We start from the raw sequence: 15,805 nt of genomic DNA, 5'->3' as shown, positions 1-15,805 counted from the left end.
TCAGCCTCCCGCGCCCATCAATTCCGACTCCGTCCGATCCAACCAGGAAAGTTCCACGCTGGCCTGCCTTTCCCCCTGCTGCTCGGCCTTGTGCAGCCACAGCCGGGCCTCCGCCGGGTCGGCCGCACCCGCCAGCCCCCGCGCCAGATATCGGCCGAGCATGCATTGCGAGGGCGCGAATCCCCGTTCCGCCGCGCCGCGAAACAAATCCAGGGCCCGCCGGCGATCGTCCGGCCCGTCCCCCGCCTGGTCGTGAAGCAGGCCGAGGCAGAACATCGCCTGTGCGTGGCCCGACGCGGCCGCGCGCTGGAACCAGTGCGTGGCCTGCGCCCTGTCGGGCACGCCACCGGCGCCGGACAGAAACATTTGCCCCAGCGCGCAGGCGGCGCCGGCATGGCCGGCTTCGGCCGCGCGGCGGTACCAGGCGGCGGCTTCGACAGGGTTCGGGGCCATGCCGGCGTGGCCGGCATTCAGGTCGCCGACCAGTGCGGCGGCATCGGTCTCGCCCGCCAGGGCCGCGCGGCGCAGCCAGGTTTCGGCGCGCGCGACGTCCCGCGCCACGCCGCGCCCGTGCAGGCAGGCCAGGCCATAGCGGAACTGCGCGGTCGGCACGTTCCGCTCCGCCGCCTGGTGATAGAGCGCCGCGGCGCGGATCGGATCGGGCTCGGCGTCCTCGCCGCGCTCGGCCAACGTGCCCAGCACGTAGAAGGCGCTGCCCATTCCCTGGTCGGCGGCCTGTCGCACCATCCGGGCGGCCTCGGCGCGGTCCCGTTCGTCGCGCGCGGCACGCAGCAGGGCCAGCCCCCATCCCAGTTGGCCCTGCGCGCTGCCGCCGGCCGCCGCGCGGCGGTACCACTCCGGCGCGGCGTCGGGATCGCGCAGGTCCGGCGGCCCGTCGGCCAGGATATGGGCAACCAGCGCCTGGGCATCGGCCGAGCCGGCCTGGGCGGCCAGATGCGCCCAGTGCAGCGCCCGGCGCGGGTCCGGCGCGGCGGGCGGGGCAGGGGCGCGGGCGGCCCATGGCAGGGCGGGCGCGTCGTCATCCGGCGGCAGGCCGCGCAGATACAGGGTGGCGAGCATGAAACGCGCCTCGGTCCAGCCGCCTTCGGCCGCGCGGCGCATCCAGCGCGCGGCCTCGTCCACGCGGCGGGGCACGCCGGTACCATCCAGATAGGCGCGCGCCAGCCGGAACTGCGCTTCGGCATGGCCGGATTGCGCCAGCCGGCCGAACAGGGCGGCGGCTTTTACCGCCTGCCCGGCCGCCAGCAGCGCGACGGCGCGCGCGCATCGCGCCTGGGGCGAGACGCGCGCGGCGACGTGCCGGCGCAGCGCCGCGAATGGAGCGCGCGCCGTCATGGTTCGCGCATGCCCTCGGTGGCCAGCGGCGCGATGCGGCTGAACAGATATTGCAGGATGGTCCGCCGTCCCACCTTGATGTCCACCGTCGCCGGCATGCCGGGGCGCGGCCTGAAGAAGGACGGCACGCCGCGCAGTGTCATGCGGTCGATCCGCAGGCGCACGCGATAGAACATGTGCTGGCCGTCGGCGGCGGCCGGGGCGGCGTCGTGCCCGCGCTGCTCCTGGTCGTCGGCGCCGGCGGAGAAGGAGTCGGCACTGATCGTGCGCACGGTGGCATCCGCGCCGCCATACTGGTCGTAGGGAAAGGTCGCGAATTTCAGCAGCGCCTTGTCGCCGGTGCGCACGAAGCCGGCATCGGCGCCGCGCAGCACGGCTTCCATCTCAAGCCCGCTGCCGACCGGCACCAGGGTCATCATCCGGTCCGCCGTATTGACCACCGCGCCGACCGAGATGCGGGCGATGGTCAGCACCACCGCGTCGCGGTCGGCGCGCAGTTCCACCAGGCTGCCGCGCAACTGCGCCTTGGCATAGTCGCTGCGGGCGTCGAACAGGTGATGTTCGGCCTCGGACAATTGCTGCAGGGTCGCGGCGCTCCAGTCGCTGATCACCGCCGCGCGCTGGGCGGTCAGCGCGCTGATCTTGTCGCGCGCGCCCGCCGCGTCCTGCCGGGCGGCGATCTGGGCACGCTCGACCTCCATCAGGTCGTTCTGCGCCCCGAGGGTGGACAGGCGGCTGCCCACCTGGTCGCGCTGCAGGGTACGCCGCATCGACAGCACGCTCGATGCGACCCGCGCCCGGGCGGCATACATGGCGGCATTGGCCAGCGCCCCCTGCAGCGCGCTTTGCTGGCCGGCGATCTGGTGGTCGTAATCCTGGATCTTGGCCTGGTATTCCTGCCGGCGGCGCAGGAAGGTCGCCGCCTCCTGGACCGAGGCGGGATTGCGCGGGTCGGGGGCGTACTGGCGGCCCTCGGCCTCGGCCGTCAGGCGCGCGACCTCGGCCGCGTAGCTGGCCACCTGGGCGCGGCGATTCTCCAGCTCCGCGGTGCTGATGGTCGGGTCCAGGCGCGCCAGCACCTGTCCCTTGCGCACGAAATCGCCTTCATGCACGTCGATGGAGCGGACGATCGACGTATCGAAGGGCTGGACGACCAGGGTGGGATCGGTCGAGACCAGATGGCCACCGGCGGAAACGACCCGGTCGAGCGGAAAGACGCCCATGGCGACGAAGCTGGCCACCGCCATGGCCACGACGACCCAGGTCGTATGCCGGGCCGACGCGGTGGGCGGCAGGTTGATCAGCGCGGTGCTGGGCGAGTGGAATTCCAGCAGCGCGGGCGGCAGGTCGCGCGGCGAAAACGGGTCGTTCGCCGCCAGGGGGGCGGCAAGGGGGGCCGCCAAGGGCGCTGCCGGAGACGTGGCGTCGGAATGGCTCATGGTTCAGCGCCCCTCCGCCCGCGCGGCCGTCGCGGGGATCCGCGCGACGACCGGCGCATGGCGGTTCTGCTGCATCCAGAGTCCGCGATAGAGCGCGCAGCGGTCCAGCAGCGCCGCGTGCGGCCCGATATCGACCACCGCGCCGCGATCCATCACCAGGATCTGGTCGCAATGGACCAGCGAGGACAGGCGGTGCGAGACGATGACCATGGTCCGCCCGCGGGCGATCCGTTGCAGGTTGGCGTTGACCAGGGCCTCGCTTTCCGGATCGAGGGCCGAGGTGGCCTCGTCCAGGATCATCAGCCTGGGGTCGGCGATCAGGGCGCGGGCGATCGCCAGGCGCTGACGCTGGCCGCCGGAAATATTGGTCGATCCTTCCTCGATCCACGTATCATAGCCGCCGGGCATGCGTTCGATGAATTCGTCGGCTCCGGCCAGGCGGGCGGCGCGGGCGACGTCGTCCATCGTCAGGCCGGGACGGCCGGCGGTGATGTTGTCGCGGATCGTGCCGCGGAAGAGGAAATTATCCTGCAGCACCACGCCGCAGGACCGGCGCAGATGGGTCAGGTTGATGTCGCGCAGATCGACCCCGTCCAGCCGTAGCTGGCCGGTATAGGCGCGGCTGACGCCCTGCAGCAGCCGGGTGATGGTCGATTTGCCCGAGCCGCTGCGGCCGACCACGCCCAGCATGGTGCCGGCCGGCACCGCGAAGCTGACATCGTCCAGCGCCTTGACCGTCGCGCCGGGATAGGTGAAATCGACATTGCCGAAGGACAGGGCGCCATGGATCTGCGGCCGCATGCCGGTGGTCAGCGCGCGGGTTTCGGTGGGCTGGTTGAGGACCAGCGCGGCCTCGGACAGCGAGGACGCGACCTCGTTGAGGTTCTCCAGCAGGCGGGCCAGGCTGGCCAGCGGCGCGGCGACGCGGCCGCCCAGCATCATGAAGCCCATCAGCCCGCCGGCGGCCAGCCCGGAATGGCCCGTCAGGATCAGCCACGCGCCGACCAGCATGATGCCGCGATTGAGAAACTGGTCCAGCGGCGCGGACAATGTCGCGGGCCAGTTGGCCAGCCGGCCGGCCGCCAGGCGCCAGCGCACGACCTGCGCCGTGCGGTCGTCCCATTCCTCACGCCGGGCGGATTCCAGGGCCAGGGTCTTGATCGTGCGGATCCCGGCGACCGATTCGTGCATGACTGAGTTACGCGCCATCTCGGCCCCGATGACGCGCCCATAGAGACGGGTCATCGGCCGCATGAAGACCAGGACGATCAGGCCGATCAGGGCGGCGGCGGCCAGCGTGATCCAGGCCAGGGTGGCGCTGAGATAGAACAGCACCGGCAGGATGACGATCAGGGTGAACAGGTCGAGGAAGGTGCTGAGCAGCCGGCCGGTCAGGAAGTCGCGCACCTTGAAGATGGCCATGACGCGGCCGATGACCTGGCCGCCCTGCTCGCGCTCGAAGAAATCCAGCGGCAGCGACAGCAGCCGATTGAAGGCATGCAGCGAAATCCGCGTGTCGATGCGCGTCGTCAGCACCAGCGTGAGTTCGCGCCGGGCATGGGACAGCAGCATTTCATATCCGGACAGGATCACCATCAGCGCGGTGATCGAGAACAGGGTCGCCATCGACGCGTAATTGACCACCCGGTCGATGACCTGCATGACCAGAAGCGCCGGAAAGACGGCCAGGACGCTCAGGATGACCGAAGCCAGCAGGATATCGCGCAGCAGCCCGCGCTCGCGCAGGACCATGCGGAGCATCCAGGCGGCGTTGACCGGCGCGTCGGCCTCGGTCGCGTCGCGCGCACGCTTGACCAGCAGCACGTCGCCGGTCCAGAGCTGGGAAAGATGGGTCTCATCGACCGGAACGGGGGAATCGGACGCCGCCGCCATCGGATCGCGCAGCCAGACCAGGCCGCGCGCGGGATCGGCGCGCACCATCAGCGCCGCGGCGCCGTCGCGAAACATCAAGACGATCGGCGGCGTGTTGTGAAGCCGGATCAGATGCGGCCATGTCAGCCGCATGCCCCGCGCCACCGCGCCCTGTTCGGTCAGCCAGCGGGCCAGGGTCGCGGGCGAGGGCGTGTCCTCCCCCGGCTCGCGGGCGAAATCGCGCGGGTCGAGGTCGAGCCCATGATGGCGCGCCGCCGCCATGGCGGCCTGGATGCGCGCCGTTGCCGGATCGGATGCCGCAGGGGATGTCGGATCGGGCGCCGGACGCGCGGACGCAAAGGCGCCGGACGCGCGATGGGATTCGTTCACGCACTCTTCCTTCATACGCCGCCACACGGGGCCCATAGGGACCTGCCGGCCGCACGATAACGCCGCGCATCCACGTGATGAAAAGAAATGGTGGAATATCGATTTCTACAAAATCACGCACCGATGCCATCGGCATCCCGCTCCCCGCGCCCGGGAACGAAGAGACGGAAGAACCATAATACCGGCCGCAATATCCGTAAAATCACCGGAGGCGCCGTCATATGAAATACCGGGACGGATCGAGCGGATCCACCCGGCGGCCATGCGCCCTGAACCGCTTAAGTTCATTCGGTCGGCTACATTCTGAAATACTCACGAACGCATGATGTGGCAAGCCCCTTCTGACGTACGCGTGAGAATTGTCACCGGATTGAAATATGCTGCGGAATGACGCAGATAGCCACAATAGTTCAAAAATAACAAACACAGACCCGGGCCCGAGTCGGCTCTTTTCACTCCCGCGGCCGACCGGCCACCTGCGCCGTTGGCGCGACGCATCCATAGCGCAGTCCGTCCACAAGAAGCGCTACCATGCGTCCCGCGTGATCAGCCGAGCTATTGTGCGCAGACATGCACAGGCTCGCAACCGCGCCAAGAAGGTCGTCAGGATCGACGTCCGCCCGAACCACGCCGGCGGCGACGGCGGACGAGAAGAGCGTCCGGAAGGCAGGCCGCAGGTGCTGCTCGAAATATGCGGGCAGGGCTTGGAATGCCGGATCGCCTGAATGCAACGCCTTTGCGAGCCCACGCTTCGTTCCAACCCAGGCCGCGTATCGCTGCAACCATTTCATCAATGCCTCGAACGGCGGGTTCTCGTTCGCCAGAAGCGGCGCCGCGTCGGCGCAGGCATCCATTTCCTGACGGCAGACCGCGGCGACAAGGCCGGCGCGCTGCGGGAAATGTCGATAGACGGTGCCTACCCCGACACCGGCACGCTCAGCGATTTCGCGGACGGGTGCGTCCACGCCCGACTCGGCGAACACCGCCTTCGCCGCGCGAAGCAACGCGTCGAGATTGCGCTGCGCATCGGCGCGCGGGCGGCGCTCGGCTGGGCGTTCGCGGTTCGAACCGCCGGTCTGATCGTCTGCTTCCTCGTTCATCATAGAATCCGGTTGAAAAACGGAACATCGTTCCGTATAAACCCGGAACGCCGTTCCGGTTATGCTGGCTATCACGGATCGGCGGTCGCCGCCAAACGATCGCAGCCACAGGAGAACGCCATGCAATACCGCACGCTCGGTCGCACCGGGATCAAGGTCAGCCCCTACTGCCTGGGCGCGATGATGTTTGGAAAATTGGCCAATCCCGATCACGATGACTGCATCCAGATCGTTCACAAGGCCTTGGATTTCGGCATCAACTTTATCGACACCGCCGATCGCTACAGCGCTGGAGAATCCGAGGAGATCGTTGGCAAAGCCCTCAAGGGACGGCGTGACCGCATCGTGCTCGCCACCAAGGTGCATGGCCCGATGGGCGACGATCCGAATATGCAGGGGAACTCGCGGCGGTGGATCACCTCCGCGGTGGAGGGCTCTCTGCGCCGCCTGCAGACCGACTATATCGACCTCTACCAGATTCACCGCCCGGCGCCGGACACTGATATCGAGGAAACCCTGTCGGTTCTCACCGATCTGATGCGCGCGGGCAAGGTACGCGCGATCGGCAGCTCGACCTTTCCCGTATCCGAAATCGTCGAGGCCCAGTGGGTCGCCGAGCGACGCGGGCTTGGCCGCTTCCGTACGGAGCAGCCGCCTTACTCCATCCTGGATCGCGGCATCGAGCGGGACATGCTCCCCACCTGCCAGCGCTACGGCATGGGCGTCCTGGTTTGGAGTCCGCTCTCGAAGGGGATGCTCACGGGTCGCTATCGCAAGGGACAGCCGCTCCCCGACTCCCTGCGTGTCAAAGTCTTCCCCAAGCAAATGTCCGACGAGCGCAGTCTCGACGCGATCGAGCAGCTGATCCCGATCGCGCAGGGGGCGGGCCTGTCTTTGACTCATATGGCCCTTGGCTTCGTCATGGCGCATCCCGCCGTCACCTCGGCGATCCTTGGTCCCCGCACCCAACAGCAGCTCGATGACCTGCTGGCCGGCGCCGAAGTTCGGCTCAGCGATGACGTTCTGGATCAGATTGATCAAGTCGTGCCGCCGGGTGCCGATATCGGCGTGAACGAGGCGAATTACCAGCCGCCGGCAGTGAAGCAGGCAAGCCTGCGCCGGCGGCCGATTGCCGAGCGAAAAGCTGCCTGACCTGGCGATGAAGACGGCCAGTACGTCCGCATTGTCCTGTAAAAACGGACAGAGTTCCGCCAATGGCCACGCGTCGTCCTTCACGCCGCAATGATTTCCAGGGGCCGCCATAGCCCGGTTTCCGCCAAAGCTTGACGCTGCCTGGCAGTTGCACGATCTGAAATCCGGCAACGGGCCTCAAGGCGTCGATATGAGAACGCCGGGACACGGAAGTTTCGAAATATCATGATCTTGGGATATAGCTCGCGAATCGTTGATAAGCGATGACCGTGTAGGAAATCTTGGAGGCATTATCTGGGATTTCGCCCGATGCGGCATGTCGGGCGGCTAGGGGGCAGCGAGTCCATGGTGACCGTCGCACAATGCGAGGCTCCCTTTTCAAAAAAATGGAGCATGTCATGAATTTCACGGAAATTTACCATTCGCCCATCGCGCGCGCGGCCGACAGCCGCGGTGGCGGCGGTGCAGAGCATAACCCGGGCAATTTCGCCCAGGATCGCGAAAAGGCGGCAGAGGCCGGTCGCAAGGGCGGCCAGCACAGCCATGGCGGCGGCGGTGCCGAGCATAATCCCGGCAATTTCGCTCAGGATCGCGAAAAGGCGGCAGAGGCCGGCCGCAAGGGCGGCCAGCACAGCCATGGCGGCGGCGGTGCCGAGCACAATCCCGGCAATTTTGCCCAGGATCATGAAAAAGCGGTAGAAGCCGGCCGTAAGGGCGGCCACGCATCCCATAAGGGCGAGTAAAAAGAGCAAGTCGTTCAGGGAGCGTGCGAAAGGCACCGGATACTGCCCGGCGGGCCGGTGACGACCACCGGGGCGGTCGCATGACGACCGCCCCGAGCCGTCCGTCCGGAAGCGGCAGCTTTCTCTCGCGCCCCGATCGAAGGAGATGCACGTCATGGCCGACCGTCTGACAATGCAGGATCCGCGTGCGCAATACCCGTCGCCGCCGTTTCCCAGGCAACCTCAGCCCCGGCCGGGATTAACGGGGAAGATGGATCCCATTCCCGACCATGGTGAGCAGAGCTATCGGGGGACGGGCCGATTGTTGGGCCGCAAAGCATTGATAACCGGAGGAGATTCCGGAATCGGGCGTGCCGCCGCCATTGCTTATGCGCGAGAAGGCGCGGATGTGGCGATTGCCTACCTTCCGGAAGAGGATGCCGATGCCAAAGAGGTCATGGCCCTGATTCAGGCCGAAGGCCGCCGGGCGGTGGCGTTGTCCGGCGATATCCAGCATGAAGCCTGGTGCCAGGAATTGGTGGACCGGGCAGCCGCGGGGCTGGGCGGCCTGGATATCCTGGTGGTCAATGCCGGCCGGCAGCAATTCCGCGAGACGCTGGAAGCGCTCTCGAGCGAGGATTTCGACCGAACAATGAAGACGAATCTGTATGCCTTGTACTGGATCACCCAGGCGGCGATGCCGCACCTGCCACCAGGAGCGTCGGTCATCGCCACTGCGTCGGTCCAAGCCTATCATCCATCGGAAAACCTGCTCGATTATGCGACCACCAAGGCCGGCATCGTGGCCTATACCAAGGCGCTGGCCGGCCAACTCATCGAAAAAGGCATCCGTGCCAATGTCGTGGCGCCAGGCCCGGTCTGGACCGCCCTGCAGCCCAGCGGCGGCCAGCCGGAGGACAAAGTCGAGAATTTCGGAAAGAACAGCGATTTCGGACGTCCGGCGCAGCCGGTGGAACTGGCCCCGGTCTATGTGCTGCTTGCGTCACAGGAAGCGAGCTTCATCAATGGCGAGGTCTATGGCGTCACCGGCGGCAAAGGCATCGCGTAGACGTTCGCGCGCTTTGGTCGAAAAGCAAAGCCGGTAACGAACGACTTCAGGTCATCATAGCCTCTCTGCAGCCCGCTTTTTCATCATCCCGATCATGCCCGAGCGCGCTTGACTCCGTTCGTGAAGCTGCTATTTAGGAAACGATCGTTTCCTAATCCGGCGGTAACATGACACAGGACATTCGAGCGGGAAACCGGGGGCGCCCGCGCGCCTTCGATGAAGCGGAATTCCTGAACAGCGCGATCGCGCTGTTCAGTGCGTCCGGCTTCTCAGGCGTCGGCATCAGCGAATTGACCAAGGCGACGGGCCTGACGGTCGGCAGCGTCTACAAGGCCTATCAGGATAAGGAGGGCGTGTTCGCCAAAGCGCTCGAACACTATATCGCGCTGCGCGAGGCCCATATCGCGACGATCTTCGAACAGGCGGAAAATGCCCGCGCCAGGATCGAGGGCCTCCTCAGGCTCTATGTCGATCTCAGTAAAGGCCGGGACGGCAGGCTGGGTTGCCTGATCGTCGCCGGGATCGCCGATATCGATCAGGTCGGCCAGGCAGCCGACATCCTGCGTGCGCAAATCTCCTCACGGCGGACGATGCTGAGCCGGCTGGTTGAAGAAGGGCAACGTGACGGATCGATCGCGGCGAAGGGCGATGCCTGCGCGATAGCCACGGTTCTACTCGCTCTGCTGCAGGGCATGCGCGTTGTCGGCAAGGCAGGTGAGTTCACCGAGGATGGCGAAATCTTCGTCGCACGCGCCCTCAGGATACTGGACTGACCATGCTTTTCATCCTCATGGCGCCGCTCGCCGGCAGGTTGTCCCGTCCATGCCGATCGATCGTTTGGGCCTGTTCGGTCTGCCTCTCACCGATATGGCTCTAGTTGTCAAACGAATTGAAGAACTGACCCCTTTGGCGAAGCGAGGAACTGACCCCGTCATGATGTGGTTGTCTCGGCTTCTCTGATGGACGCTCCGGCCTTCTGCAGAAGGCCGGAGCGTCGTTTCTCCCGCAGACGGTAGCTGTCGCCGCGGATGGTGATCACGGTGGAATGGTGCAGCAGGCGGTCCAGGATGGCGGTGGCCACCACCGGGTCGCCGAAGACCTCGCCCCATTCTCCGACCGAGCGATTGGAGGTCAGCAGGATCGAGCCGCGCTCGTAGCGCCTTGAGACGAGCTGGAAAAACAGATGCGCGGCGTTGGCTTCGAACGGCAGATAGCCCAGTTCGTCGATGATCAGCAGCTTCGGTCGCGATAGGAGCGCCAGTTGCTTGTCCAGCGCGCCGTCCGCATGCGCCTTGGCCAGCATGGCGACCAATGTCGCGGCGGTGACGAACTGCACGCTGTAGTTTCGCCGGATCGCCTCGCGCCCGAGCGCCACGGCCAGATGCGTCTTCCCCGTTCCCGGCGGCCCCAGCAGCAGGATCGTATCGCCGTGCGCGACCCAGCGGCACTCGGCCAGATCGCGGACCTGCCGGGGATCGAGGGACGGCTGGGCGTCGAACTCGAAGCCGTCGAGTTCCCGCACGAACGGGAACTGCGCCATCTTGCTCGCCATGGCGATGCGGCGCTCGTCGCGTCGCGCGATCTCGCGCCCGACCAGGAATGCCAGTGCCTCGCGTAACGTCATGTCCGAGCGCGCCGCCTCGTCGAGCAGCGTGTCCAGCTGGTCGCGGATCGCCGTCAGCTTGAGCCGGTCCAGCATCCCGACCAATGCCGCATGGTCCACGCCCGCCATCACCAGGCCCCTCCCGCGACAGCCTCATATTCGGCCAGCGGCCGGAGCAGGTCGGGCAACGGGGTCGGTAGCCCGGCAAGTGATGGGCCGTTCGCGGCCGGTCCGCCGACCACGCCGGCGAGATGGGAGCGATCGACGATCCGCTGCCGGCGTCCCGCGCAAAGCGGATGATCCGCCACGACCTGCCCGGCATGACGCACGACGACGCGTCCGCCCAGCACCACAATCTGGACGCTCTCGCCGATCAGCCGCCACGGCACGGAGTAGCTGTTGGTGTCCAGGTCGATCGCGCAATCGGCCTGAACCTTGCGCACCAGATCGCGCAACTGGCCGAACGGCGCGCGTCCACCGAGCGGGCGCAGGGCCTCGGCCTCGCCGGCGAAACGCTCCGACGGTGCAACGCCCGTCGTGCCATGCACGCGCCGGTCGGCAATCTCGCGCGTCCATTGGTCAAGATGCGCCTCGAACATCGCCCAGTTCGCGAAACGCCGTCCCGCGACCGCGTTCTTCTTGACGTAGCCGACCCCGCGCTCGTCCTTGCCCTTGGTCCGGGCGCGATACGGCGCGCAGGCACGCGGCGCAAAGCCCCAATACCGCGCAAAGGCGTGCAGCCGCCCATTGAAACGAACCTCCCGCGTCGTCGCGTCGTGATGCTCGACCAGAGCTTTGGCATTATCGAGCAGGATCTCCGCCGGAACCCCGCCGAACCGCAGGAATGCGCCCTCCATGCCCGCGAACCAGTCCGCCTGTCCCTGCCTCAGCGACGCGCGGATATGCAGGCGGCGCGAATAGCCGAGCGTCGCCACGAACAGATACACCCGCAGCCGCTCATCGCCGATCCACACCCGCGTCTCGCCGAAATCGATCTGCAACTGCCGCCCAGGCGGCGTCTCGAAGCGAACCGTCGCCCGCTTCCGGGCCAATAACTCCCGCCGCCACGGCCGGACCTTCAACTCGACCGAGCGAAGCCCAATGACGATCCCATGCTCGCTCGCCAGTTCCTGGCGGATCACGTCGGCATTGCCGTCGTGCCGGAAGAACCGCTCCCGAAGCCAATCGTCCAGACCATCGAACGCCGACCGCCGCTCAGGCTGCCGATACGCGATCGCCCCGCCAGCACGGACATATCGTCGCGCCGTGTTCCGCGAACAGCCAAACTCCCGCGCCAGCCGCTTGGCTCCCCAGCCAAGCCCGTGCAGCCGCATCATCGCGGCAACCTCCTCGGGTTGCAGCATCCCCGTTCCCCGCATCGTTCCAGACAATGCGGAAATCATGCTCTTTTCTTCCGTCATCGGTGCCCCTTTCAAAAACGAAGGGGGGTCAGTTCCTCATTGCGACAGGGGGTCACTTTCTCACTTCGCCTGACAGCCGTTTCAGCGCACAGCATAGCCGGCCGGAGCGTGCAGTTGTCCGAACTGGGATATCCTTCGTCGTGGTGGCTCGAACAGGTTTCGGGCGGCCGCGGCAAGGCTTTGACCAAGCCGGGAAATGCGCGGCTCATCAAGGATTGCGACAGGGAGTATGTCGCGGAGGAATCTTTGCAGGCGCCACAGCGACAGGTGCGCGCCCCGTCGCACCGGCGACGGAGGGGGAAAAAGCGAGGCTGCCGGCGACGGCCTCGTCGATCAACAGCCCAAGGATGAGATGGGCGGCGAGCCAGGAGCGGGCAAGCCGCGCCGTCCGTCGTGAGTAGCCGGATCGCCGACCAACCCATCCGGGTGATGAGGTCCGCCCCCAATTCCGGCACATGCAGCAATCCAGGCGCCCTGGCATATCCCCTGCCCTGGCATATCCCCGGTCGGCCAGTATCAGATCGCCCTTCTCGAAGCTGTGACGCGACAGGCTCTGCCCGCCGTGATTATCGCTGATCTCAAGCTGGCTGAACGGGCCTCCTGCCGGATCATAGGCTGCGTGCAGACGCCAATCGGTGCCGTCCTTGCCGTTCGAACGGATCACGCTGCCATCCACGATCCGCAGCCGGCGTTCGCCGAGCCGAACCATCTCTCGTCAACAGAGATGCGGCGACATGGCTTAGCCAGTCGCTCGCCCCTCTGAGGCGCTTCAACTGCCCGACATCGGCGGTCGCGACAGCAATTCCTGCCACGCAAAGTCAAAATGTGGATGGGTTTTCGGAGTCCATCCCCCTGATGAATCATAAACCGATTCCCGCCGTCCACCGCTAAGTTAGCCTCTATGGGGGGGAGACCTCGCCGATTCGGGCATGGGTGACCTATGTCAATGTCATCGGCTGCGACCTTGGTCTGAAATTCACCTGGGTCGGCGGCCTGGCCAGCGTGCTCTGTGGCGGCCGCGTGACATGACGGTGGGCCGGCTGAAATTTCTTTCAGCGATTCGCGTCGATTGTTTCCGTAAAGCAAAGGATGCCCGGGCCGGGGCGGAGGCGGGCGGCGGATGGAGCGGGGTGGATAAGACGGATCATCCCGTCTGATCCGGCTGTGGTGACAGATTGCAAGACAATTTGTGCTGCATGGTGAAAAAAAATTGTCTTGTCGCCCTGTTTTTGAGACAGACAAACGATGGACAAATGAGGATAATAGGGATTGTCAGCGATCAGGTCGTCTATTGGCCCGGTTGGCCGGCCTGTCATTTTGCGACGTTATGTCCTGGATGGCGGAGCCGCTACGGATACTGCCTGTTGTTCGTTCTGTTGGCAAAGGCGCGGCTTTTCACGGCCGGATCCATCTATTTTTTCGATATCGAATTTATATAGCGCGATATTGAGTTTGTTTATTTTAAAGTAACTTTTCCGCTTTAATCGACGGTGAACGGGAATGGGGGAAGCCATGCAGGGTGTGATGGAGCATGCGTCGCTGGAAACGCGCCTGGAGACGCTGGAGCGAAACGTGGCGCTGATCGCTGCGCAGCTTGAGCAATATCCGGTATCGGATATGCATCGGCGCACACGCATCCTGGCGCAGATGGTCGAGGGGCTGGCAAGCAGCCTGCGGGTGGTGGCGCGGCAGGACTCCGGTGCGCTGATCGAGCAGGTGGCGATCGACCAAGTGGCGATCGACCAAGTGGCGGGGCCGGGGCGTGGTGGCCCAGGGCGTGGCGGCGTGGTTGCGCTGCATGCCGCGCGGGCGTTGCGCATGGCGCCGGGCGAGGGCGGGTAGGCATCCACAGGATGTCGGGTCCGGGACAAGAGAGCCTGTCGCACGGCCGCTTGGCCGGTCCATGGGGCAGGTGGGCGGCCTGAACCAAGGGGGCCGGTTGTGCGTCGTCATGACGAAACCGGCTGGAGTGGGCCTTTGCGGGGCTGACCTTTCAGGTGGGGCTTTTCAGGTGGTTGCGAGCCTTGCCGCGGCCTGTCCGATCGCGGCGAACAATGTCGCGACCTCCTGCGGTGCGGGGTGGCCGCCCTGGGTATAGGCGCAGATGACGATGGGCGTATCCGGCCGTGGCCATGCGATCGCGATGTCGCCGAACGCGTCATGACCGTTATTGCCGGTCTTGTCGCCGATCCGCCAGTTGGCCGGCAGGCCGCCGCGCAGCCGGTTGGCGCCCGTCCGGCAATTTTCCATCCATTCGGCGAGTCGTCCGCGCGATGCCGGGGTGAGCACGTCCCCCAGCAGCAGGCGATGCAGGTTTCCGGCCATCGCGCGCGGGGTGGTGGTATCGTGCGGATCGCCCGGCGGCGCACGATTCAGCATCGGCTCGTTATGATCGAGGCGGCTGATCGTGTCGCCGCAGGCTTGACGCCAGAAGCGGGTCAGGGCCGCCGGGCCGCCGATCCGGGCGAGCAGGAGATTGGCGCATGTATTGTCGCTCCACTCGACCGCGCCCTGGCACATCTCGCCGACCGGCAATGCGCCGCGTGCCAGGTTTTTACGCGCGACGGGGGCGTATTCGAGCAGGTCGCCGGGGCCGAATGCAACGCGGGCGGCCAAGCTGTCTTCGCCGCGGTCCACGCGCGCCAGCGTGCAGGCGGCGACCGACGCCTTGAAGGTGCTGCACATCACGAACCGCTCGTCCGCCCGCCAGGCCAGTTCGGCGCCGGTGCGCATGTTCCGCGCATAGACGCCGATCCGGCCGCCGCTTGCGTGCTCGTAGTCCGCAAGGGCGGATGGCGCGGCCGGCCCCGCCCATGCGGGCGGGGCAAGGCCGATCATGCCCGCCGCCATGAAGCGCCGCCTGCATAGGGACATGGGCTTCCGGCTGTCGCCCGGCCCGTTGCGGTCATTCATTCGTTCATCCGTCCGGCCGTCCATCCATCCATCCATCCATACAGGGCATTTTCCCATAGCATTTCCACTGAGCGCCGGTTCGGCGGACATGCTCTGCGTTGTTACTTTATCGAGCACCTTCTCCTGTTCAAACGATTCCGGTTGAACGGAATCTGCTCTATCCGGCACTCCGAAGCCTTTTCCGTGCGTGGGACCGGGGCCGGGACCGAAACCGGGGCGGGCGGAACGTCGGGAGCCGAACTGAAGCGCGGCCCGGCCGTCAGGAGGAGGGGAGGTGGGTGACCGGGAGGCTCTTCCGGTCCTTGATCGTCTCCATGGAAATATAGGCCGATATTTCGTGGATCTCGAGGCGCGATATCAGGTTTTTGTAGATCGTGTCATAATATTCGACGTTCGGCAGGACGATCTTGAGAATATAGTCGAAATTGCCGGTGACGCGATGGACTTCGACGATTTCGTCGATGTCGCTGACGGCGCTGCGGAACCGGTCCGGCCAGTCCTTGGTATGATTGGCGACCTTGATCACCGCCATCATGGTGGTGGGCAAATTGAGGCGCGCCTGGTTCAGCAGCAGCAGGCTGCCCCTGATATAGCCGTCCTGCCGGAGGCGGGCGAGGCGGCGCGAGCAGGCGGCCTGCGACAGGTTGACCCGTTCGGCCAGTTCGGACAGGGGCATGCAGGCATCGGATTGATGGATCCTGAGGATCTGCCTGTCACGTTCGTCGAGCATGGGGGCGGTCCTGTTGCAGGCGGCGGCTATGGGGCGGG

General features: G+C 66.0%; 13 protein-coding genes and 1 pseudogene. 5 read left to right on the top strand and 9 right to left on the bottom strand.

Annotated elements, in window-relative coordinates; translation table 11 throughout:
* From AAC691_RS11460 to AAC691_RS11445, 4 genes are all read right to left on the bottom strand, one after another.
* Positions 1-1,356 carry an SEL1-like repeat protein gene (locus tag AAC691_RS11460; protein WP_342626981.1) on the bottom strand — a complete coding sequence of 452 codons (1,356 nt, stop codon included), beginning with the start codon at positions 1,354-1,356 and terminating at the stop codon, positions 1-3.
* The gene (locus AAC691_RS11455; RefSeq protein ID WP_342626980.1) at positions 1,353-2,795 is read right to left on the bottom strand and encodes an HlyD family type I secretion periplasmic adaptor subunit; all 1,443 of its coding nucleotides are present in this window, start codon (positions 2,793-2,795) and stop codon (positions 1,353-1,355) included. The genes AAC691_RS11460 and AAC691_RS11455 overlap by 4 nt, the downstream gene beginning before the upstream one ends.
* Before the next feature lie 3 nt (positions 2,796-2,798).
* Entirely contained in the window at positions 2,799-4,949 is a 2,151-nt protein-coding gene (locus tag AAC691_RS11450; RefSeq protein ID WP_342630199.1) for a peptidase domain-containing ABC transporter, read from the bottom strand.
* A 560-nt stretch (positions 4,950-5,509) separates the two neighbouring features.
* Positions 5,510-6,160: a helix-turn-helix domain-containing protein gene (locus AAC691_RS11445; RefSeq protein WP_342626979.1), complete on the bottom strand. Its 651-nt coding sequence runs from the start codon at positions 6,158-6,160 to the stop codon at positions 5,510-5,512.
* A gap of 117 nt (positions 6,161-6,277) precedes the next feature.
* Between AAC691_RS11445 and AAC691_RS11440 the strand changes: the two genes are divergently transcribed.
* The 4 genes and pseudogenes from AAC691_RS11440 (at position 6,278) to AAC691_RS11425 (ending at position 9,873) form a co-directional block, all read left to right on the top strand.
* Positions 6,278-7,309, top strand: a complete 1,032-nt coding sequence (locus AAC691_RS11440) for an aldo/keto reductase (protein ID WP_342626978.1) — start codon at positions 6,278-6,280, stop codon at positions 7,307-7,309.
* Positions 7,310-7,707: 398 nt separating this feature from the next.
* Positions 7,708-8,052 carry a KGG domain-containing protein gene (locus AAC691_RS11435; RefSeq protein ID WP_323989729.1) on the top strand — a complete coding sequence of 115 codons (345 nt, stop codon included), beginning with the start codon at positions 7,708-7,710 and terminating at the stop codon, positions 8,050-8,052.
* Between the two features lie 127 nt (positions 8,053-8,179).
* Positions 8,180-9,100, top strand: a pseudogene (locus tag AAC691_RS11430) (SDR family oxidoreductase); the annotation flags it as partial.
* A gap of 167 nt (positions 9,101-9,267) precedes the next feature.
* Entirely contained in the window at positions 9,268-9,873 is a 606-nt protein-coding gene (locus AAC691_RS11425) for a TetR/AcrR family transcriptional regulator (RefSeq protein ID WP_342626976.1), read from the top strand.
* Positions 9,874-10,031: 158 nt separating this feature from the next.
* Here the strand turns inward: AAC691_RS11425 and istB are convergent, their stop codons facing one another.
* The 3 genes from istB to AAC691_RS11410 all read right to left on the bottom strand — a co-directional run bounded on the left by istB (position 10,032) and on the right by AAC691_RS11410 (position 12,833).
* Positions 10,032-10,832 (bottom strand): IS21-like element helper ATPase IstB, encoded by an 801-nt coding sequence (istB, locus tag AAC691_RS11420; protein ID WP_342626975.1) that lies wholly within the window; start codon positions 10,830-10,832, stop codon positions 10,032-10,034.
* Positions 10,832-12,124, bottom strand: a complete 1,293-nt coding sequence (istA, locus tag AAC691_RS11415) for an IS21 family transposase (protein WP_176639677.1) — start codon at positions 12,122-12,124, stop codon at positions 10,832-10,834. The genes istB and istA overlap by 1 nt, the downstream gene beginning before the upstream one ends.
* 208 nt (positions 12,125-12,332) lie before the next feature.
* Positions 12,333-12,833, bottom strand: a complete 501-nt coding sequence (locus AAC691_RS11410) for a hypothetical protein (RefSeq protein ID WP_342626974.1) — start codon at positions 12,831-12,833, stop codon at positions 12,333-12,335.
* Between the two features lie 803 nt (positions 12,834-13,636).
* Here AAC691_RS11410 and AAC691_RS11405 point away from each other — a divergent pair.
* Entirely contained in the window at positions 13,637-13,966 is a 330-nt protein-coding gene (locus AAC691_RS11405; protein ID WP_342626973.1) for a hypothetical protein, read from the top strand.
* Positions 13,967-14,131: 165 nt separating this feature from the next.
* On the opposite strand, the gene bla is transcribed toward AAC691_RS11405, so the two are convergent.
* Together bla and AAC691_RS11395 are read right to left on the bottom strand one after the other, a co-directional pair.
* Entirely contained in the window at positions 14,132-15,037 is a 906-nt protein-coding gene (bla, locus tag AAC691_RS11400; protein ID WP_342626972.1) for a class A beta-lactamase, read from the bottom strand.
* Between the two features lie 259 nt (positions 15,038-15,296).
* The gene (locus AAC691_RS11395) at positions 15,297-15,767 is read right to left on the bottom strand and encodes an Lrp/AsnC family transcriptional regulator (RefSeq protein ID WP_176639383.1); all 471 of its coding nucleotides are present in this window, start codon (positions 15,765-15,767) and stop codon (positions 15,297-15,299) included.
* Positions 15,768-15,805: the final 38 nt, after the last annotated feature.

The sequence above is a fragment of the Nguyenibacter vanlangensis genome (assembly GCF_038719015.1).
Classification (GTDB): domain Bacteria; phylum Pseudomonadota; class Alphaproteobacteria; order Acetobacterales; family Acetobacteraceae; genus Gluconacetobacter; species Gluconacetobacter vanlangensis.
Note: the sequence above shows the minus strand (reverse complement) of the source record. Positions and strands in the feature narration are given on the sequence as shown.